The following is a 22,248-nucleotide window of genomic DNA, read 5'->3' as shown; positions in this document are numbered from 1 at the left end:
TGGTTGTAATGTCCTATTCAAACACAGGTTCCTTTTCCAATTGATATTCTTGCTCAATGCCATTAATTAAAAGAACTAAATTCATGTATTTTCCATGTTTTTGTGATTTGAAATCGCAAAGTGATTTTTCATTATCTAGCGAAATATTATTAATTGATATCACCTCAGTATTAATTGGAATTTCAGCGTAAAATGCAGCGGACTCTTCAATAACATTACTAATCCTTACTTTTTCTAAATCGTCATCATATTCAATTTTAATTCCAAAAGTCTCCCAAATAAAATTCTGTTCGGTTTTGTAAGGCTGTAAATACAATGTTTTTGTTTTCCAACTTAATGTAGTTTTGTATTGCTCAAAGAAACCTAGACCTAGCAAACTTAATGCATTAGTACTTGTTTGAATTGGTATAGATGAGATTTTATAATCAGTGTTATTGAAAAGCATACTATCTATCAAATAGATTTTTTCAATTTGATTTTTAACATCGGCTTTCCCAAGTCCACTTGAAATTTCACCTGCTATAATAATAGATTTTGCGTTTAAAGAATCCTTAATTATCAGATCCTCCTTCATAAGCAGAGTTCCACTGTTTCCAATATCAACCAATACTTCATGTGCTTTTTTATTTTTTCCGAATAAAATGGATGTTCTTAAATGATGACTGCGGGAATTAATGCTTAATGGTATTTTTATTGCACTTTCATCAATATTAAAATCATCGATATTTTTAGAGAGTACAATTATTTTTTTTTCAAAATCAATATTCCATTCGAAATGATGCATAATACCTGTTCCTATCAATCCGTATATTTCTTGAGAGCAATCGTGGTTAAATTCGATTTCTTTTGCATTTAAATCATGAAATTTGGTTGTCCCAATTTTTAAAGAATCAATACTTTTTATTTTGGAGGTAAAAAAGTTTCCCTTTGATCCTATCCCAATTCCGAAGCCATTATTATGAAAAAAATCTTCACTAAATCGACCTTTAAAAATGAAATTAGCCGCCCCACAATCCAACATGAAAGGATAGGATTGATCGCTATTGCTTATTTTTACATCTATTAGAATATGACCAGATGTGGAGTAGGTGAAAGGAATCGTATCGGTCTTGTTGAACAAATAAGCTGTCCCTTGTTCAAGTTTATTAAATTGTTGAGAGACATTATAAATGAAATATATACCTGCTGTAATTGAGCTGATTAAAAACCCAAATAATATTATCTTTATTGCTTTTTTTAAACTCATTTTGGTTTTGTTTGATGAATAAATAAGCCTGTTACATCTACTATTGATCTATAAACGTATTAGGTAAGAAAGCTAGGTGAATTTACATATTATTTAATTATGAAATAATAATTCAGGTAAATTAAGAAAGTATTTAAATAACCTGTAAGAATTAGATTAAAGTTAATTTTACTTGTTGTTGTAGATCCTGATTAGCCCTTTGGCAGTCGCTCATTCATATAATTTCATTAAATTCGAGCCGCATTATTCAAATAGAAAAAACATTATCGTATGATTGATTTATCAGCAATAAACAAGCAGAGTAGCAAAGAAGAAGTAAGAGAAGAGCTTGTGAAATTATTTACGCCTTATGCACAGAACCTTTTGGCTTCGGGAGGCGATTTTTCCTATATGAACATGTATGCTGATAATTTTCGTGATCAGTTGCAAAACCGGAATCAATTTAATGAGTACGATGTGTATACGATCTTAAATGAAGCCTGCGATATTAGTTGGCGAAATGCGGTTAACAAGTAGGAGATGCATTTGTGTTGTGCCTTACGGTCTAAATAAGATATGCTTATTGACTTTGCTTTGTCAAATCCTTAACTTCTTGTCTATTCACTAAAAACAGGAGGACGAGAGATGGAAGGATCACTTTATGAACGATTAGGTGGAACAGAGGGAATAACAAAGATTGCTAATGACGTTGTAGATTTGCATCTAATAAATCCAGCAATTGCAACGAGATTTGAAAATGCAAAGATGGATATGCCAACATTGAAAAATGGTGCAGCTACTTTTTTTATTGCTGGTACGGGCGGTCCAAGTGTATACAAAGGTATGGATATGCTCGCTACACACAAAGGCTTAAACATTAGCGATACGGAGTTCTTGGCTGTAATATCTGATATGATGAAGGCTTTGGATATGAATCATATTGATCAGCGAGAGAAAGAAGAAGTTTTATTTGTTTTGTACAGTATGAGAGAAGATATTGTTGCTGTGTAAATCTTTTTTTTATGAAATAGACTAGCCGCATCCTAATTATGGGATAGCGGCTTTTTTGCACTCGTAAAGTAAATGCAATTGCATTCAAGTTTAAGCTATAGAAGATATGAGTCAGTTATTGTTTGCAAAAAAAACGACAATTAGGACAAAGAGGAAGACATTGCTTTTTGTGCAAATTCTTATTACAAGCATATCTTAACATCTGAATTTGGTTAAAATCGCCAAATTTGTATCTAATGTTTTTGAGGTGCGTTCGAACTGTAGTCGTACTAATATGTAATCTTTTAGAAATTTCACAATTGTCTTTTAATGTAAATTGCAAGAATAATATTTCCTTTTCTCTTGCAGTTAATTGAATGTTGAAATTATCTTTTTCATCATCCTTAAAAAGTATTGAAATTAATTTTGAGCAGATGTATTTCCCAGATTCGAAAATTTCATGGATAGCTAAAAATAATTTATCTGAAGAGCAAGATCGTATTAGATACCCATTAATAATAGTAATAAGTGGTTTTAATAATTCATGAGGGGGAGTGCTAGAAATAACTAATATTTTTATTTGAGGAAATTCTGTGTGAATCTTATTGATGATCTGAATGCTATCCCGAGAGATGTCTTCAATTTCCATAATAAGTAAATCTATTTCATTCGCTAGGATTGATTCAGTAAGGGATTCTCCATTTTTCTTTATCGACGCTACATGCAATTCTTCATGCCCCGAAAGTACTGCCTTAAAACCTTCGGCTACCATACATTGGTCATAGGATATTAATATACTTATGTGCTTAACTTGTAGCATAATTCTTTATTGTTTACTTAAGTTACGGAGTTTTTATTAAAGGGTATATTATTTTTATTGATTTTTTTTAAAGCAACATCTCTTTTTGATTGATTAGCTAATCGTTTTGTTGACAGGGAGTGAGCGAAATGGGCGGAGTAAAATACACGAAATGAGGATTGATCACTTTTTGTTCTTTGCTTAACTTATTACTTCAAAGTATTTTACTTATTAAACAATTTTTGTTCACTTTAAAACCGTATGTCATGAAAAAAAAACTATTCGCACCTTGTGTGTTTTTTCTAATTATTGGTTTGGCTTTTTTCTCTTCTTGCGAAGATGAGTTTATGGAACCTGAAAGAAATCAAGAACAAGAACAACAAAACCTATCTTTAAAAAAAGGGGGTAAAAAGACAGAAGTAGATCAAGCTGATTTGTATGGAGATTTATGGGTGATGGAACGTGATAATTCTGGTGTTCCAATTACTTATGAATTAAATTATCATGTAGAATATAAGGATGTACCTGTTATTGGAATTATTGATGTGGTGAATCCAAAACTTGATGAGCCTTTTACTTTTGACGCTTTGGCTCGAGATGCAGAAGGATATGTTATTTATGAATCTGAGGAGAATCCTCTTACAGAAGAGGTCACAGTCGTACTAAATGATGATGGATATGTTGAAGGCGAAGCTAATGTAATTGCTCTTTACGATGCTGAAGGTGAGATTATGCCAACAGTAGCAGAGCATGTAACACCTATCGAAATGGGTCGTTTAAACATCATTCGGTCACCATCTTCGGTTATTTCAAAACGTTTATCCGAAGTCATTAAAAATTTTGGAGATGGAACCGTCGCCAATGTTACTCGAGATTTTTGCGGAAGGATCATGATGTTGCGTACTGATGCAGCATTAGACCTTGATGGAGAAGATAAACCAATTGATTCTCCTCTTGAAAATCTTGCCATATACAAAGAATTATTGCTGAACGGATTTAATGGAGGAGTAGATGAGAACGGATTAAAATTTTTAATCGAAATCGATAATGGTTATGGTGGCTATGATATGCAATTTAGAGTTGATCATGATTGGGTAGGTGGGGCAAAATCCTATTCTGAAGTATCTGACCCAGTTCAGTTGATTATGAATGTAGCAGCTGCCTGTATTTCTGCAGGATCAGATAAAACAAATACACTAATAATCGATGAAATTGTTTTTGTGAATTTATTTATGGGAGTTCCCGAAGTGATTGGGAATGGAATAGATAAACCAGCAACTACTGTTAATTGTTTTTTACCAACAATCGAACAGGAAATTCGAATGATGGATAAAACGGATAAGCATCAGTATTCTCGCTATAGATACTATGTTGATTTTTCTAGTTTTTCTTATGATAGAAGGAAATTTAAAGAAACTCTTTTAGATTACGTTACGATTGTAGGAGACTACGATGAAGATGGAAATTTAATCGGTTCTCATAACGAAACTCTTGCTGAAGATTTATTATTGGATGATATTTTAATGGGAAATGCTCCATTGACAGTTGATGCTATAGCAACCTATAGATATACACAAAAAGAAGAGCAGCCAACTACTGGTGCACTTGGATTTGCCTGTCAGGCTGATGATTATGTGCAAGCTCTAGAAGTTGTTCATAACAATGAAGAGTTTTTGGTTTGGGAAATAGGAACTCCTACTTGGGGTATCGGTCATTTTATTGATCGAGGCGGTAATGCACCATTTAATTACGTGCCAGACGAAGAATCTCATGGAAACAAGCCAGATGGACATGGCGATGATGATTCTGTTTCAGATGGTGATGATGGCGGTTCTGGTGGAGGACGTAGAGGCGGAAGAAATTAGTAATATATAAATTTAACTTAGGAAATATGAGAGTGCCATTCAGGCACTCTTATATTTAATGTACCATACGCAGATTTGAAATAGTGATATAATTTCCAGAATTATTTTTTACCTATCACTACGCTAAACTTTCAAATTCTTATTACTCCCTAATAACATCATACTTTGGCTTAAATAGTGAATTGGTTTAATCAATTTATGATATAGAATAATTTCCTTAAATTTAATATAACAATCATATCATTTCTAAGCATGAACAAATTACTACCTAAAAATGATAATTTGCAAACCGAAACCATCTACATTAAAAATATGGTTTGTAATTGTTGTGTGCGAGTATTATGTGCTGTTTTTGAGGAGAATGGTATTCGTATCGATCAGGTTAAATTGGGTATGGCCACCATAACTTACAATCCAGATCAACTAGGCTTAGAAAAAGTAAATAGCATTCTTCAAGAGATTGGAATGGAAATTATAATTGGCCATGAACGACAAATTGTTGAGCAAATTAAAATTGCTGTAATCGAATTGATTCATCAAATGAATAATGTAGACTCCATTGTACAAAAGTCAGAATACCTAGTTGACAAATTAGGACTCAGCTATCAACAATTATCCAAAATTTTCTCCAAATACGAAGACATTACTCTTGAGCGATTTATTATTCTTAATAAAGTTGAACGAATAAAAGAATTGGTTGATCAGGATGAGTTAACACTCAGCGAAATCGCTTTTATAATGGATTATAGTAGCGTTCAATATCTTTCAAACCAGTTTCATAAAATGACAGGCATTTCGGTATCGGAATATAAAAAATGTGGGGTAAAAAATAAAAAATCCCTAAACGCCTTGTATTAGAATCAGGTTAAATTCTTCCAATTCCAAAATAGAATATCATAACTTTTTTACAAAATTTTGTAACGAAATCTAATCGCATTTGTTTTAACTTTTTATTGTGAATTATCGAAACTAAGAATAGCTCTTACGGCATTGTTTTTTTGAAAAAAGCATAATGAAATTCAAATCAAATTATTTTTTAATCTCAAAGTTATGAAGTTAAAAAAAAACATAGCGATTAGTGAAAATGGATTTTTATTTAATCCGGAAACAGGAGACTCCTTTCTCCTAAATCCTATTGCAAAAGAAATTATGAATCATTTGAAGGAGGGGAATGAGGTTGCAGATATCAAGCAGTTAATCTTGGATAAATATGAAGTGGATTTGGTAACTCTTGAGAAAAATATGGATGATTTTCTTGAAATATTACAACATCACGAATTGCTTGAAAGTAAAAAGTGACAAAATGAAAAAACCAAAGTATCATATCGCTGTAACTGGGTTAAATAATACGGACAATCCAGGACCTGGAATACCCGTTATTCGTGGACTCAGAGAAAGTAAAGATTTTGATGTGCGAGTTATTGGTTTGGCCTACGAAAACCTAGAACCAGGCATTTATATGCCTGAAATGGTTGACAAAACTTATCAAATTCCTTATCCATCATCAGGAATAGATACCTTACTAAATCGAATTGAATTCATTCATTCAAAAGAAAGACTTGATGTTATCATCCCTAATTTTGATGCAGAGTTATTCACCTTCATCCAATCTAAGGAAAGACTTGAGAAAATTGGAATCAAAACTTTCTTACCTACGATAGATCAGTTTGAGGAGCGGCAAAAGGCAAATCTTAATCAATATGGTGAAAAATATGGTGTTAAAGTTCCTTTTAGTAAAGTGATTACGAATAGATGTGATATTGAAAAGCTTAAGGATTTTTTTGAATTTCCACTACTTGTAAAAGGTAAATTTTACGATGCTTATTTGGCTTATTCAACAGAGCAGGTAAACAGTTATTTTAACCGAATTTCAGCAAAGTGGGGTATGCCAGTAATTATTCAAGAGTTTATTCGTGGCACCGAGGTAAATGTGATTGCGCTTGGTGATGGTTTGGGCAATACAATAGGCGCGGTTCCAATGCGTAAACAATATATTACTGATAAGGGAAAAGCTTGGGGAGGCATAACCATTCAGAACGATAAAATGTTGGCATTAACTCGAGATCTGATTCGAAATACCAAATGGCAAGGAGGAATGGAATTGGAATTAATAAAAACAGTTAATAATGAGTATTATTTAATTGAAATTAATCCTAGAATTCCTGCTTGGGTTTACTTGGCTGTTGCAGCAGGACAAAATTTACCGGAAGCTCTAGTAAAACTTGCTTTAGGAATGAGTCCTCCACCATTTTCGAGTTATGAAGTAGGGAAAATGTTTATTCGATACTCATACGATTTAATTGGAGATATTTCTCAGTTTGGAAGCCTATCTGTTAAAGGAGAAATGTGATGTTATTTTAATTCCAATATCAAGTTCGAATAGATATGAGAAACTGAAATTTGAATAAGTAGAAACTAGCTCTTAACAGTACTTGTTGCACAAAGAAGCCTAACAATAGGCAACTACTCTATGGGCATAATTTAAAATCAGAATAAGATGAAAAAATTAGATTACGAACGGCCTATAATTAATAAAGTTAATGCAGGGATGCCCGATAAATTTGGGATGAGTACCCGAGTTCCTGTCATCAGCCATATTGAAGAGGTTGCCATAGCAGATATTATGGAACAGTTTGGTTCTCCTTTATACGTGATTTCGGAGCCCTGTATTCGTAAAACCTATCGACAGGCTCAAAAGGCATTTGCTTCTCGTTATCCGAGAGTGCAGTTCGCATGGTCTTATAAAACCAACTATTTAAATGCGGTATGTAAAGTGTTTCATTCAGAAGGAGCATGGGCCGAAGTCGTGTCTGGCTTTGAATACACTAAGGCTATTGAAAATGGCATTTCAGGTGATCAGATCATATTTAACGGTCCAGAAAAATCAAAAGAGGATTTGGAAAGGGCCATTCAAGATGGAGCTATGATTCATTTGGATAGTTTAGATGAATTTTACTTCCTTGGAGAGTTGGCTCAAAAACTCAATAAAAAAGCAAATGTAGCGATTCGAATAAATTTAGATGCGGGTATTTATCCTCGATGGGATCGTTTTGGATTTAATCTTGAGAATGGTGAGGCATGGCATGCTATGAATCGTATCATGTTGCATGAACATATGGAGTTATTGGGCTTACATACTCATATGGGAACTTATATAACAGCCGTAAAAGCTTATGCTATTGCAGCTGAAAAATTGGCTGATTTGTCTACTCGCTTGTTTCGAAAGTTTAATTCTCACGTGAAATATATTGATTTAGGAGGAGGTTTTGCATCAAAAAACACCCTTAAAGGGGCTTATCTTCCCGGTACTGATACTTGCCCATCTTTCGATGATTATGCTGAAGCGATAACTTCTGCTTTGCTAGCTAGTGAATTGCCTCCAGAAAATCTGCCTCTTTTAATTCTAGAATCGGGCAGGGCTTTGGTTGACGATGCCGGTTTTTTGTTAGGAAGTGTTTTAGCCAATAAACGCTTAGTAGATGGACGCCGAGCAACCGTTATTGATATTGGAGTGAATATGCTATTTACATCTTTTTGGTACGAACATGATGTGTTACCAACACGTCAGAAATCGGAACAAACAGAAAATACGACTATCTACGGGCCGCTTTGTATGAATATTGATGTAATACGAGAAGCTGTTCAGTTTCCTCTTCTTCAAAGAGGCGATACTGTTGTGATTCCTAGAATCGGGGCCTATAATATGACTCAGTGGATGCAATTTATAAAATTAAGACCTCCAGTTTTGCTTATTGATGAGGATAGAAAAATACATCTTATTCGTAAGAAAGAAACCTACGAACAGTTCAATGCTATGGAAAATATTCCAGAACATCTTAAATCACAATGAAAGCATTAAAAAAGAACATACTATTTTTAGGAGAGGCCATCCTAAACAGTTATGCTCAGGTGTTTTTTTCAAGAAACAAAACCTTTGCTTTTCTATTGCTATTGGTCAGTTTTTTTGATGTTTGGGCAGGTCTATCTGGACTTATTTCATTAGTGGCCGCAAATGTTATTGCTTTTGCAATGGGGTTCTCGTCTTATTATATCAAAGATGGGACCTACGGCTTTAATAGTCTATTGGTTGGTTTAGGGATCGGCTTATATTTTCAACCTAGTATAGAAATTGCTTTGCTTGTTATTTTATCTTCTGTATTGACACTCTTTATAAGCTTATTTCTGCAGGGAGTTTTTACAAAATATGCTTTGCCTTTTTTAAGTGTTCCGTTTCTCTTAGGCCTTTGGATGATCATGATGGCTAGTAGTGATTTAACAACTTTGGGGATTAGTGAAAGAGGTATTTATGAAGCCAATGAATTTTATGATATGGGAGGTCAGTTGCTTGTAAATCTCTATCATCGGATTCAAAATTTTGAACTCTTCTATTCGGTTTCTGTTTTTCTAAAATCACTTGGTGCTATTTTCTTTCAAAGTAATTGGTTGGCAGGTTTACTTATTCTGTTTGGCTTACTTATCTATTCCAGAATCGCTTTTACTTTGGCGATATTTGGCTTTTATGTTGCCTATTTTTTTTATGGTTTGATTGGCGCGAACATCAATGAATTGAGTTATACTTATATCGGCTTTAACTTTATACTAACTTCAATAGCTCTTGGAGGATTTTACCTTATCCCTTCTTTGTATTCTTATTTATGGATTGTACTTCTTTTACCAATAGTTGTATTAGTTACGCTTAGTAGCATGCATTGGTTCGCACCTTATCGGCTTTCCATTTATGCACTTCCATTTAATGTAGTTACCCTAATATTTTTGTACATCTTAAAATTAAGATACAAGCCCAGTGAAAAATTGCAAGAGGTAAGTGTACAGCATAATTCTCCCGAAAAGAATTTGTATTTCTCTAAAAATAATTTCCTTCGAAAATCTTCCATTATGCTGTCAGATTTTCAATTGCCATTTATTGGCGAATGGACAGTTACTCAAGCTTATGATGGAGAATATACGCATAAGGATGAATGGCGTCATGCTTGGGATTTTGCAATTGTTGATGAACAAAATAAACAATTTACGAATCAAGGTGATATTGTTGATGACTACTACTGTTACAATAAAACAATTCTATGTCCAGCGGAAGGTCAAATTGTAAATGTTTTAGATGGTGTACCAGATAACGAGATTGGCAAAGTCAATTTAGATCAGAATTGGGGAAATAGTTTGGTCATTCACCATCAAAATGGGCTCTATTCTCAGCTTAGCCATTTCCGGGAAGCGAGTATTAAGGTGAAAAAGGGAGATTTTGTAAAAAAGGGAGATGTGTTGGGAGCTTGTGGTAATTCGGGCAGATCACCCTTTCCGCACATTCATTTTCAATTTCAAACCACACCATATATTGGTTCAGCTACCTTCGATGTCGCTTTGCCGCATTATATGGAGCGTGTAAAGAAGCAAGTTGAACTTAAATCTTACTCTCGTCCCCTAAAGTCTGCTAAATTGTTAAGGGGAGAAGCTCATCCTCTTTTAAATCAAGCATTGAGTTTTCAAACAGGGCAGAAATTTTGCTTTGATGTGATATCAGGAGACAATCTTAAAATGGTTTTACACCAAAAAAAATGGCATTTTGAAGTGAAGTCAGATATTCTAGCGAATACATATCTATACTGTAGCTTCACCAATTCACGAGCCTACTTTAGTATAGAAGGCAACGTTTTACAGTTCCATAATTATCTAGGTAATAAACGTTCTCTTTTGTATTATTTGTATCTCTCTTGTTATAAAGTTTACCTCGGCTATTATCCGAATTTAAATGTGAGGGAAGAAGTTCCCCCTAACCTAGTTTATGGAGTTGGAAAACTTTTCATACAGGATTTTATAGCTCCATTTTACATTTATTTAAAGTCGGAGTATCAATTAAATTATTTGAATAAGGTCAATGGAATTACTACCGATAAAATTGAGCTTACATCTAAAGTAATTTGTAATTATCTTACTAAGAAGGAACATTTTAAAAGTGAAATTGTTCTAGAAAACTCGGCTTCTATTCAAATTAGGATTCATAAAAATGGAGAAACATTAGAAATAAAATGTGGAAATATGCAGGCATATTGATATTGAGTATTTTGATTAGTACACATGTTTATGCTCAGGAAATGATGAGTGTTAATCAAGTGCACAAGGAGACCTATGAGCTTTATCAAAAACAGCAATGGCAACAACTCATATTGCTAGGTGAAAAATATATTGAGCAAGGTATTGATTTTTATTATTTGCGTTTACGAATGGGGATTGCCTATTATGAACTGAAGAAATATCGGAAATCGGCTGTTTTTTTTCAAAAGCTTTCTCAACAGAATCCTGAGGATGTTAGCCTGAAAGAGTATTTGTACTTTTCCTATATCTTAGGGGGTAGAAATATAGATGCAATACGTATGCAAAATGATTTGCCTCAATCTGTTAAGAAAAAATACAGCATTGGTAAAACGAAACTTATTTCTGGAATTTATACTGAAACGAAATATGAATTTATTGATGATTATACGGTCGATTCTGATCAGATTCAAGAGCAAACAGTTCGCAATTATTTTCACCATTATAGTTTAGGGCTGAATCATCAATTGGGGAGTCGAGTATCATTATTTCATGCCTACAGCTGGGTAGATTTGAAGAATTCAAGTGTGTTGGAAGGTATTTCTTTTAATGAGAAAATAAGCCAAAATCAATATTATTTGAAAAGCTCTTTTCGATTAGGGTGCGGAACAGAATTGATTTTTGGAGGACATTGGCTAAGAACTAAGCTGAAAGGCTATCCTCTTTCTGCAGAAACAATAATTGAATCAGCAATGAAAATATCAAAATTGAAAGGAGCCAGTATCGCTGGAAATGGTAATGGAGGTAATGGTAATGGTAATGGCAATGGTAATGGAGGAAATGGTGATGGTGAAAGCGGTGAAGGTGGAAATGGCGATGAAGGAAGTGGTGACGGCGAAGATAGTGTTCCTGCATCTACTGTTGAAATTGAGCCTTATGTGAATACTCAAAATAGTTATATTGGGATTTTAGGACTTCATCAGGATATATCCAATTGGAAAGTGAGCCTTGGACTATTGTATTTTGAGGCAAATCATTTAACTCGATGGCAACAGGAGCTGTCTGTTCGTTACTATCCTAAAGGAAATCTAAATCTTTATCTAATGGGTGGTTTCACGAATCAAATGGAAGAAAAATTAGAAACAGGTTGGTTGAATCGGCAGTATTGGAAAGGTGGATTAGGGTTTCGAATAGCAAAAAATACATGGGGGCAAGTGGGATATAGCTTTGGAGATATGTATATGCAAGTAGAGAATGAAGGCTATTCGGTATTTAATGGGGTCAATCATGTAAAAACTAAAATTGATATAAGTTGTTATCAATATGTATTTAAAGGAAAATTGAGCTTATTTCTATTATATCAACATCAAAAAGAAAAAAACACTTATGTGATATCTGATATATTAAACAGTCAGCATGTTAATGTACAATCGATAACTGGAGGTGTAAAATGGAAATTCTAAGGATTATTAAATACGTATTGTTCAGTCTAATCATGCTAATTCTTGAATTTAGTAGTTTATCAGGTCAGAATTTTGAGACTGTTAGAACTGCGTTCGATGAGAGCTATAAGTATGAAAAAGAAGGTGATTTTTCTCATGCACTTGAGCAATTGAAAGAAGTTTATGATGAAGATTCGTATGAAATAAACTTGCGTCTGGGATGGCTTAATTATCAAGCAGGAGTATTTACCGAAGCTATTGCACACTATCAACGTGCGATAAATTTAAAACCTTATGCAGAGGAGGCAAAATTCGGATTGGTTCTGCCTAAAGCTGCTATGGGGAAATGGACTGAGGTGGTAAATCTTTATAAGGAAATTCTAGAGATCTCTCCCAATCAAACTGTAGCAAATTATCGTTTAGGACTAATTTATTATGGGCAGGAGTCTTATGAAATGGCACATTTTCATTTTAAAAAAGTGGTTGATTTATATCCGTTTAAATATGATGCACTGATTATGCTGGCTTGGACTAACTATCATATGGGAAAAAGTCGCGAAGCCTTAGTCCTTTTTGAGAAGAGTCTTTGGTATTTTCCTCATGATTTATCTGCTATGGAAGGCCTAAAGTTGTTGAAAACCAATGGTAAATAAGAATGCTTTCAATATGATCTAGCGATCCAAGTTTTTGGTTTTATATTGTTTGAGTTATTTACAAAAAAAATATAACCGCAACTTTTTTAAAGCTTACGGCTATTTTTAGATTGTCATTCAAAAAATATCAATTTAGTGAAGCTTAATTTCTAATGCGATCAATCAAGGCTTGCATCTCCCTTATTGTTTTTGCTTTTGGACGTTTATCACTGGCTATTTTTACCTGTTTGGTTTGTTGCATGGGTATTTTAGCTCGTTTTTGTTGTTCTTCTCTTTTTTTTACAATTAGCTCTAACTTTTTTAACTGCTTTTGTCTTTTCTCTTCTTTAGCAATCTCAGCCAGTTCTATTCGATGATTGAAATAATCCTGAATATTTTTTTCAGCGTCTTGAGCTTGAAGTTGTAAATGATCTTGTTTGGTGGCAAGAAATGTGAAAAACTCAGTAAGGATTTTGTGTTCTTTACTCATATAAGTCTTATTTAAATAGAGATCACTTCAAAAAACCAGTCGTTTTGTATTGTTTGTTTTTGAAGTTTTAATAGTAATACTGTTTAGTTTTATTAATCGAATGTAGTAATTATTTTAATAAAACTTAACATTGATGCAAAAGATAATATTGATTCAAAATATCGAAAAACCATTGTATTCAATAAGTTTTTAGAAAAATTGAATGTATTTTTGCAGCCGAACAACCAAACACTATTTTAAATAAACCATTTTATAAATCGAAAGAAATTTTTTATGGTAAAAAAGATTTTACTATTGGGCTCGGGGGAGCTAGGAAAAGAGTTTGTTATTGCTGCTCAGCGTTTAGGTCAAAATGTAGTAGCCGTAGATAGTTACGCGGGAGCTCCAGCAATGCAAGTAGCAGATGCCTTTGAGGTAATTGACATGCTAAATGGTGACGCTTTAGATTTAGTTGTTGCCAAGCATCAGCCAGATTTAATTGTGCCAGAAATCGAAGCCATTCGTACCGAACGATTTTACGATTATGAGAAGCAAGGAATTCAGGTTGTTCCAAGTGCTAAGGCAGCAAATTTTACAATGGATAGAAGAGCCATTCGCGATTTAGCAGCTAAAGATTTAGGAATACGTACGGCAAAATATTTGTATGCAAGCTCTTTAGAAGAGATGTACCCAATTGTTGAAGAGGTTGGAATGCCATGTGTAGTTAAACCATTAATGTCTTCATCCGGAAAAGGTCAATCGGTAATTAAATGCCATGATGATATTGCAAAAGCATGGGAAATTGCAGGATCGAAAGGTCGTGGCGATTCTGGTGATGTTATTGTAGAAGCTTTTGTGAAGTTTACTTCAGAAATTACCTTACTAACCGTTACTCAAAAGGATGGTTCAACACTGTTTTGTCCACCAATTGGTCATGTTCAGGAACGTGGTGATTACCAACAAAGTTGGCAGCCAGCAGTGGTTTCTGATGCTGATGTAAAAGTTGCACAAGATATGGCAGCCAAGGTCACTTCCTCTTTAACGGGATCAGGACTTTGGGGAGTAGAGTTCTTTATTTGCGAAGATGGTGTTGTCTTCTCTGAATTATCTCCACGTCCTCACGATACAGGAATGGTTACTTTAGCAGGAACGCAGAATTTTAGTGAATTCGAATTGCATTGTCGTGCCGTATTGGGTTTGCCAATTTCTGAAATTACCTTGGAAAGAGTAGGAGCAAGTGCTGTTATTTTAGCCGATAAAGAAGGTAATAACCCCTATTTTGAGGGAGTGGAGAAAGCTGCAATTTATCCAAAATCAGATTTGCGTTTCTTTGGAAAACCAACAAGTCGCGAGCACCGAAGAATGGGTGTAACATTAGCCTACAATACGGTTGGTACAAATGTTTTCACTTGCGTTGATCAAGCCAAAGAAATGGCTGCGCTTGTTACGGTTAAGAATAAGTAGAATTTTACTAAATAGATATGGGAAAGGATGTTTGAGTGATCGGACATCCTTTTTGTTTTATTTGTTCTATAGCCGGACTGGCTCTTACTTTTTGATTCATTCATAATTTTAACGGGCATTCATGATCTCACTTCGTTCGGTACTTCGATGAAAAAGTAAGCAAAAGAATCAAGCCTCTCGGAAGCTGTTTGGCTTTCTATAGCAACTGAATGCCCCGCATCGCGCACAATCGGCAGATTCCGAATTAGAGAAGTATTGAGTTTACTTTTGATGTGAATTTAACAATTAGAAAGCTAGAATTTTATACCAACCGGCATTCAACTCGAAGCTGGGCACCCATAGGTGAAAAAGGTGTTAATAACAGAATCCCATGAATGAGGTACGAATGAATATTATTCTGTTTAGACTTTGAGCTGTGATGGGTAGCTAAGAGTTGTGGCTTAGTCCTTTTGGTTCTTTTATGGTAATGATAAAAGAACAGCCTGTCTGGCTTAAAGACGAATACAAATATTTTAGAAGAAACTCCGCTTTTAAAATTAAGACTACAAAATCCATAAACGAAAAAGAGGATGTCCATATTATGAACATCCTCTTTATATATGAAATTAAGGTAAGGGTACGCTGTACCTAAGCTTAAAAATCCATTTAATTTTCTACAAATATCTCGGTGCTCTGCACCAAGAAATTTAGTTTTGTGCTAACTGCTAACTGCTAACTGCTAACTGCTAACTGCTAACTATTTTTTATCGTAAGCGTACCAATATGCAGTTCCTACAAATAAAGCTCCCCCCACAATATTACCCAAAGTGGCAGGAATAAGGTTTTTCACGATAAAATCCATCCAAGTGATATCAGCACCATGAAATATAGCAACAGGAATAAAGAACATATTTGCAACGCAGTGTTCAAAGCCCATTGCAACAAAGGCCATTACCGGAAACCAAATTCCCAGTATTTTACCTGTTGTATCTTTAGCTGCATAAGCCAACCACATAGCTAATGCCACCATCCAATTACAAGCAATTCCCTTTAAAAAGGTCTTGTAAAAAGGATTTGATGTTTTAGCAACTGCAATATTAATTGCAGAATCCATTGAAGGAGAATGCATAATTGCCTCGGTAAGATATACCAAAAAGTAAGCAACTATTAACGAACCCACAAAGTTACCCAAATATACAATCGTCCAATTTTTCAATGGCACTTTAACAGACATACGCTTAGATAAGACCGACGGAATAAAGTAAGCTGTATTACCTGTAAAAAGCTCAGCACCAGCAAGAGCACACAATATTAATCCCAACGGGAAAACCGCACCGAAAAAGAATTTTTGCAAACCAGGATTGGTTGCAGCCAAGCCTGGCATTGCACCGCCTACAACAAGAGCCAAAAGGCTACCCATGGCAATATATCCACCAGCTAAAATAGCTAAGACAAACACTTTCTTGGATGCTGTGTCACGTTTTGCTTCCGCTGTATGATTAACAACCTTAACTGTCTCTTTAGGTGAATTAAAACCTTGTTGCACTTTGACGATTGGTGCATGCTTTTGCACCTCAATTACATCTGTAGTTTCTTGAAACGACATGATTGTTCAATTAATAATGAATAATTAGTAATTAAAAGTTTGAATTCAAATCTTAATTCCTAATTATTAATTCGTAATTCTTAATTAATTATGACTTCTTTAAAATATTGGCTGAAGATATCCTTTGCGGTCTGAAGTTGATCTAGTGTGTTTTCAGGGACTTCATTCAACTTGTATTCCATGTTTAAGTGTTCATACTTGTGAATACCTAGTTTATGATAGGGCTGAATCTCCAATTTCTCGATATTGCTGTATTCCTGAAAATGTTTACCCATTTCGTGAAGGTATTCAGGTTGATCAGAGTAACCAGGAACCAATACGTAACGCATCCACACATTCACATTCTTCTCGCGAAGGTATTCTGCAAACTTTAGCGTTGTTTCGTTTGTTTTACCTGTAATAGTTTTATGCCAATCGGCATTAATATGCTTGATATCCAAAAGAACTAAATCTGTGTTCTTAAGAAGATTTTTAACATCATCATTAAAAACATTACCATTGGTATCGATACACGTATTAAAACCATCATCTTTTAATTCCTGAAAAGCTTTTTTAGTTCGGCTGCTTGCCAAAGTGGTTCACCACCAGAGATGGTTACACCTCCAATTTTGCCAAAGAAAGGGCGTTGGTTACGTGCTTTTCTCATTACCTCTTCAAGTGGAGTTGGTGTTCCTCCTTTAAAAGTAATCGTATCAGGGTTCGCACAATATAAACACTTAAATGCGCAGCCCTGTAAAAAAACTACGAGTCGAATTCCTGGCCCGTCATAGGTTCCTAGTGATTCGAATGAATGAACGTTTAGCATTTTGGCTTGTTTAGTGATAGAGAAGAACAGATGTACATCTTTACCAATGAAATTAAAAAAAGAGTCCGGAAACTCTCAAAAGAAAGCTCCGGTACTCTTACTATATCATCGTTAAACGATCTTACATTTTCTCGAAGAAAGAACGAGAAATAACCTCTAACTGCTGCTCGCGAGTCAATCTTACGAAGTTTACTGCGTAACCTGATACACGAATAGTCAACTGCGGGTATTCTTCCGGGCGCTCCATTGCATCCATAAGAAGCTCACGGTTCAATACATTTACGTTCAAGTGATGAGCACCTTTAGTAAAATAGGCATCCATCATAGTCACCAAGTTCTCTTGACGTGATTCTTCTGTTGCACCTAATGACTTAGGAACAATTGAGAAAGTATTTGAGATACCATCCAAAGAATCTTCGTAATTAATCTTAGCTACTGAGTTCAATGAAGCAATAGCACCATTCTTATCACGTCCGTGCATTGGATTCGCACCAGGAGCGAAAGGCACACCAGCTGCTCTACCATCAGGAGTTGCACCAGTCTTCAAACCATATACCACATTAGAAGTAATAGTCAGAATAGACATAGTAGCTTCAGCATTCTTATAAGTTGGTAGATCTTTCAACATACCATTAAAGATGTTTGGAATCTCAACAGCAAAACAGTCTACTGCATCATCATCGTTACCATAAAATGGAAAATCACCTTCAATTTTGAAATCAGCTGTTAAACCTTCTTCATTACGTACAGAAGTTACTTTAGCATTTTTAATTGCAGATAACGAGTCAGCTACAATAGAAAGACCGGCAATACCGTATGCTAGGTTAATAGCAGGGTTTGTATCAACCAGAGACATTTGAGCTTTCTCGTAGTAGTACTTATCGTGCATATAGTGGATAATGTTCATTGAATCGCTATAAACACGAGCCATTTGCTTCATCGCAATCATATAGTTGCTCATTACCTCGTCATAGTTCAACACGTCGCTAGACATTGCCGGAATACCTTCGATAAGTAATGTACCTGTTTTCTCACAACGTCCACCGTTAAGAGCCAAAAGAAGTGTTTTAGCCAAGTTACAACGAGCGCCGAAGAACTGAATTTGCTTTCCAATCTCCTGGTAAGAAACACAACAAGCAATACCATAATCATCAGACTTACGCGTATCACGCATCAATTGATCATTCTCGTACTGAATAGAAGACGTATCGATAGAAACCTGAGCACAGAATTTCTTGAATCCTTCTGGTAATTCGTCTGACCAAAGAACAGTCATGTTTGGCTCTGGAGAAGCTCCCAGAGTGTATAGCGTGTTAAGGAAACGGAAAGAGGTTTTAGTTACCTTAGTTCTACCGTCCATAGTTTTACCACCAATTGACTCAGTTACCCAAGTTGGGTCGCCAGCGAAAATCTCATCGTAAGCATTCATACGAAGGTGACGAACCATACGCAATTTCATTACGAATTGATCAAGCATTTCCTGAGCAAATTCTTCAGTAATTGTACCTTCCTGAAGATCTCTGTCGATATAAATATCAAGGAAAGTAGAAACATTACCCAGTGACATTGCAGCACCATCTTGCTCCTTAACAGCAGCCAGGTAACCCATATATACCCACTGAATAGCTTCTTGAGCTGTTTCAGCCGGACGATTCAACTCTAAACCATATTTCGCACCTAATGCCTTAATTTCACCTAAAGCTTTAATCTGCTCTGAAACCTCTTCACGAAGACGAATCAATTCATCTGTCATAGATCCGGTCAAACCTGCTAAGTCAGCTTTCTTTACTTCGATCAAACGGTCGATACCGTAAAGAGCCACACGACGGTAGTCACCAATAATACGACCACGAGCGTAGTTATCAGGAAGGCCTGTAAGGAAACCTAATGAACGAAATTTACGAATTTCATCAGTATAAGCATCAAAAACACCATCATTATGAGTTTTTGCGAAATTGCGAAAAATATCCTTAACACGATCTGAAACTTCAAGACCTTGCTCAGTACATGCTTTCTCAACAACCGCAATACCACCATAAGGTTTCATTGCTCTACGAAGCAATTCGTCAGCCTGAAGACCTACGATTAACTCCAATGATTTGTCGATATATCCTGCTCCGTGAGAAGCAATTGTTGATACTGTTTCAGTATCTATAGAGCGAACACCGTTGTTTGCGCGCTCTTCTTTTACTGCATCTTTACAGATGTCCCATAATTTTTTTGTGCGTTCTGTTGCTCCAGTTAAGAATGAAGCATCTCCTTCGTAAGAAGTTAGATTGTTACTAACGAAATCTCTTACGTTAATAGTTTTTTGCCACTCACCGGCTTTGAATTGAACTCTTTTCATTCTAATAATGATTTTTTTCAATGGTTGAATGGAACAATCATCAGTCAGGGATCAATTGAAAATCAATTAAGCACCATGACTTATTGGTGTTTGTTCGCTTAAAATTTTGGTTGTTATCTCTATTGAAAACCCGATCTACTGATCAGTAAAAGAAGAAGACTCTTAACTCCTTTTTGCTTTCAGGCTGCAAAGGAACATCTTTTAATTTTCTCCCACAATACCTAGTTATAGTGAGTTTGAGAGCGCAAACGATATTGTAATGGCAAAGGATCTGAAAATGGAACAGTTAGCAAATATCGTAAAATATGTTAGAAAACATGTAATTTAGAAAGGGTATGAAGAAGAAAGGCTGTTTTTGGCCAAATAACATTTAGTTTTACATTTTCAGATGTGTTTGATATCCTTGAATGTACGTAAAGGCTGAAAAAGGATATTGACCCTGTTAATGAATTGTTTAATCTGATTTTATTGCAGCTTGAGGCATTAGTGATGGCTAAAAGATAAATTTTACTCAAATTACTCAATCAATCTCGTGAAACACTACATTTGTAATCTAAATAGAAATTAACAACACTTCTTTATTAACACTAAAGCTTTGTAAGTTGTTAGAGCTGTATTAAAATATGAAATCAAAAGAAAATGAAATTACGTAATAAATCCATTATATTCATAGGCCTTGTTATTATTCTAAGTTTTGGGATAGTAGCTTATTTTATTGGCGATAAAATGACCATTACAGCACGTAAAATGAGTGTTGATTTGGCATTGTCGAAAGCGCAAAATAGTTTTCTAATTGTTCAGACTGAGATAGAAAATAGTTGCAGACAAGCCGAACTTTATACCGATGCAGTTGAAGAATTCGCTTTTGGACGAGAACTTCCTGTGATTAAAGAGATATTGGAATCGGACCTAATGGTAAGTCCGGAAATATCTGCTCGATGGTTTATTAGGATAGATAAAAATGATACAATGAGTGGAGTCGCTTTGGAAAAAATAAATGACTCTATTATAGTGAAATCTCCTTCTGCTATTCATGAGAAAATATTATTGAATCAACTGCAAAATTTAAGAGGAACTGTCTTATCACAGCCTTATATAAATGATCAAGGTAAAGAGATCATCAGTATTCTTACTCCAGTAATTGTAAATTCACACTTAAATGGAATTATTGGTTTTGATATTGATTTGAAAAAGTTCCAACAAATCTTCTATGATGTAAAATCCTTGGGGAGAGCATTTGTGAGTATCATTTCAAAAAATGGCATTTGTATTACACATCCTGATGAAAACCTAATTGGAAAGCAGGTAGGTAATCATTTAGATTCGAGTTTTGTACAGTTGGCATTGCAGACTGGTGAAAAGCAACAGAAGGAAGTTCATTCCGAGTTTTTGAATCTCCCAGTAATGAGGGTATACCAACCAATTCGAATTGCAAATGGTAGGGATTATTGGTTAATTACCGTAAGTGTTCCTCTTTTTAATGTGAAAGAATCGGTCCAGGAAATAAGAAATTCAACCATATTAATTGGTTTGGTATTGGCTCTTTTGTTAATGGTCTTTCTTTATTTTTCTCAGCGTCGTTGGCTTTATGAATCTGGAAAAAGGCAAAGAGCCGAGAAAAAACATCGAAATGAAGTGAATAAGTTATCTTCAATCATGGAAAGTACCGATCAGATTATGATTTTTTCGGTTGGCAAGACTTATAAATACACAAGTTTTAATAGTGTCCACAAAAATAATATTGAAAATAAAGAAGGTGGTTCAATTCAGGTAGGAGATAATTTATTAGACGCCTATTATGGAGATTTTCGTATTCAAATGAAAAAATATTTGGACAGAGCACTTTTAGGAGATCATTTTTTGGTTGAATTTCAAAGACATGGAATAGATTACCAGCAAATTTTTAATGCAATATCCGATGTTGAAGGAAAAGTGGTAGGTGTTTCCAGCTTTCGCTTTGATATTAGTGAAACACTTGAACTTCGACGAAAGGCTATTGAAGAGGAAGAAGAGAAAGTAAAAGCACAATTAAAGAATATAAAAAATCAGATTAATCCACACTTTTTATTCAACTCTTTAAATTCCCTTTATGCATTGGTTGAAGGAGAACCAAAGTTAGCGCGTAAATTTATTTTGAATTTATCGAAGGTGTATCGTTATTTATTGGATAGCAATAACAGTAATCTGATCAGCTTAAAACAGGAGATGAATTTTATTAAGCAGTATCTTTTCTTGCAGAAAATTCGCTTTGGCGAAAATTTACTTTTAGAATACGATATAAAAGAAGAAGCACTTAGCAAAAAGCTTCCATCTGTAAGTATTCAGTCATTAGTGGAAAATGCCATCAAACACAATATAATTACAAGTGAGAAACCACTTCTAATTAAAATCTCCGTTTCCGATGAATATTATTTAATTGTTGAAAATCAATACCAACCTCGAACAGACCTAAGCCATACTTCTGGTACGGGATTAAAAACGTTGGAGGCTTTGTATGGTTTTCTAGGTGATAAGCAACCTGTTTATGGTATAGAAAATGGCTTTTTCAGAGTTAAATTGCCCTTGTTTTAACACTTA

17 protein-coding genes and 1 pseudogene are annotated in these 22,248 nt (G+C 34.7%); 12 read left to right on the top strand and 6 right to left on the bottom strand.

The genetic code is table 11. The annotated features are described in order from the left end of the window. Nucleotides 1-13: 13 nt before the first annotated feature. On the bottom strand, nucleotides 14-1,246 hold the full coding sequence (locus tag L3049_RS02260; protein WP_275108154.1) for a pepsin/retropepsin-like aspartic protease family protein: 1,233 nt from the start codon (nucleotides 1,244-1,246) through the stop codon (nucleotides 14-16). A 270-nt stretch (nucleotides 1,247-1,516) separates the two neighbouring features. On the opposite strand from L3049_RS02260, the gene L3049_RS02255 reads away from it, so the two are divergent. Then, nucleotides 1,517-1,762, top strand: coding sequence for a hypothetical protein (locus L3049_RS02255; protein ID WP_275108153.1), 246 nt, complete (start codon nucleotides 1,517-1,519; stop codon nucleotides 1,760-1,762). 108 nt (nucleotides 1,763-1,870) lie between these two features. Then, on the top strand, nucleotides 1,871-2,236 hold the full coding sequence (locus tag L3049_RS02250) for a group I truncated hemoglobin (protein ID WP_275108152.1): 366 nt from the start codon (nucleotides 1,871-1,873) through the stop codon (nucleotides 2,234-2,236). A gap of 115 nt (nucleotides 2,237-2,351) precedes the next feature. On the opposite strand, the gene L3049_RS02245 is transcribed toward L3049_RS02250, so the two are convergent. Next, nucleotides 2,352-3,035, bottom strand: coding sequence for a LuxR C-terminal-related transcriptional regulator (locus L3049_RS02245; protein ID WP_275108151.1), 684 nt, complete (start codon nucleotides 3,033-3,035; stop codon nucleotides 2,352-2,354). Between the two features lie 245 nt (nucleotides 3,036-3,280). Between L3049_RS02245 and L3049_RS02240 the strand changes: the two genes are divergently transcribed. From L3049_RS02240 to L3049_RS02205, 8 genes are all read left to right on the top strand, one after another. After that, entirely contained in the window at nucleotides 3,281-4,879 is a 1,599-nt protein-coding gene (locus tag L3049_RS02240; RefSeq protein WP_275108150.1) for a hypothetical protein, read from the top strand. A gap of 252 nt (nucleotides 4,880-5,131) precedes the next feature. Beyond that, a complete protein-coding gene (locus tag L3049_RS02235; RefSeq protein WP_275108149.1) occupies nucleotides 5,132-5,737 on the top strand; it encodes a helix-turn-helix domain-containing protein in 606 nt (201 codons plus the stop codon). A 192-nt stretch (nucleotides 5,738-5,929) separates the two neighbouring features. Beyond that, on the top strand, nucleotides 5,930-6,178 hold the full coding sequence (locus tag L3049_RS02230; RefSeq protein WP_275108148.1) for a PqqD family protein: 249 nt from the start codon (nucleotides 5,930-5,932) through the stop codon (nucleotides 6,176-6,178). 4 nt (nucleotides 6,179-6,182) lie between these two features. Continuing rightward, entirely contained in the window at nucleotides 6,183-7,229 is a 1,047-nt protein-coding gene (locus tag L3049_RS02225; RefSeq protein WP_275108147.1) for an ATP-grasp domain-containing protein, read from the top strand. Between the two features lie 147 nt (nucleotides 7,230-7,376). Next, the gene (locus L3049_RS02220; RefSeq protein WP_275108146.1) at nucleotides 7,377-8,729 is read left to right on the top strand and encodes an alanine racemase; all 1,353 of its coding nucleotides are present in this window, start codon (nucleotides 7,377-7,379) and stop codon (nucleotides 8,727-8,729) included. Next, nucleotides 8,726-10,948: an urea transporter gene (locus L3049_RS02215; protein WP_275108145.1), complete on the top strand. Its 2,223-nt coding sequence runs from the start codon at nucleotides 8,726-8,728 to the stop codon at nucleotides 10,946-10,948. The genes L3049_RS02220 and L3049_RS02215 overlap by 4 nt, the downstream gene beginning before the upstream one ends. Then, nucleotides 10,924-12,390 (top strand): tetratricopeptide repeat protein, encoded by a 1,467-nt coding sequence (locus L3049_RS02210; RefSeq protein WP_275108144.1) that lies wholly within the window; start codon nucleotides 10,924-10,926, stop codon nucleotides 12,388-12,390. The genes L3049_RS02215 and L3049_RS02210 overlap by 25 nt, the downstream gene beginning before the upstream one ends. Then, nucleotides 12,378-13,022, top strand: coding sequence for a tetratricopeptide repeat protein (locus L3049_RS02205; protein WP_275108143.1), 645 nt, complete (start codon nucleotides 12,378-12,380; stop codon nucleotides 13,020-13,022). Before L3049_RS02210 ends, L3049_RS02205 begins: the two co-directional genes overlap by 13 nt. Before the next feature lie 142 nt (nucleotides 13,023-13,164). Here L3049_RS02205 and L3049_RS02200 read toward each other — a convergent pair whose 3' ends face one another. Further along, nucleotides 13,165-13,491: a hypothetical protein gene (locus L3049_RS02200; protein ID WP_275108142.1), complete on the bottom strand. Its 327-nt coding sequence runs from the start codon at nucleotides 13,489-13,491 to the stop codon at nucleotides 13,165-13,167. A 273-nt stretch (nucleotides 13,492-13,764) separates the two neighbouring features. Between L3049_RS02200 and purT the strand changes: the two genes are divergently transcribed. Beyond that, the gene (gene purT / locus L3049_RS02195) at nucleotides 13,765-14,934 is read left to right on the top strand and encodes a formate-dependent phosphoribosylglycinamide formyltransferase (protein WP_275108141.1); all 1,170 of its coding nucleotides are present in this window, start codon (nucleotides 13,765-13,767) and stop codon (nucleotides 14,932-14,934) included. Between the two features lie 736 nt (nucleotides 14,935-15,670). Here purT and L3049_RS02190 read toward each other — a convergent pair. The 3 genes and pseudogenes from L3049_RS02190 to pflB all read right to left on the bottom strand — a co-directional run bounded on the left by L3049_RS02190 (nucleotide 15,671) and on the right by pflB (nucleotide 19,671). Next, nucleotides 15,671-16,519, bottom strand: a complete 849-nt coding sequence (locus L3049_RS02190; protein ID WP_275108140.1) for a formate/nitrite transporter family protein — start codon at nucleotides 16,517-16,519, stop codon at nucleotides 15,671-15,673. Between the two features lie 80 nt (nucleotides 16,520-16,599). Further along, nucleotides 16,600-17,324 (bottom strand): annotated as a pseudogene (gene pflA, locus L3049_RS02185) (pyruvate formate-lyase-activating protein). 121 nt (nucleotides 17,325-17,445) lie between these two features. Then, the gene (gene pflB, locus L3049_RS02180) at nucleotides 17,446-19,671 is read right to left on the bottom strand and encodes a formate C-acetyltransferase (RefSeq protein WP_275108139.1); all 2,226 of its coding nucleotides are present in this window, start codon (nucleotides 19,669-19,671) and stop codon (nucleotides 17,446-17,448) included. Nucleotides 19,672-20,310: 639 nt separating this feature from the next. Here pflB and L3049_RS02175 point away from each other — a divergent pair. Beyond that, nucleotides 20,311-22,242, top strand: coding sequence for a histidine kinase (locus tag L3049_RS02175; protein WP_275108138.1), 1,932 nt, complete (start codon nucleotides 20,311-20,313; stop codon nucleotides 22,240-22,242). Nucleotides 22,243-22,248 lie beyond the last annotated feature (6 nt).

The organism is Labilibaculum sp. DW002, from assembly GCF_029029525.1.
GTDB lineage: Bacteria > Bacteroidota > Bacteroidia > Bacteroidales > Marinifilaceae > Paralabilibaculum > Paralabilibaculum antarcticum.
The sequence above is the reverse complement of the archived record's forward strand: the minus strand, read 5'-3'. Positions and strand labels throughout refer to the sequence as shown.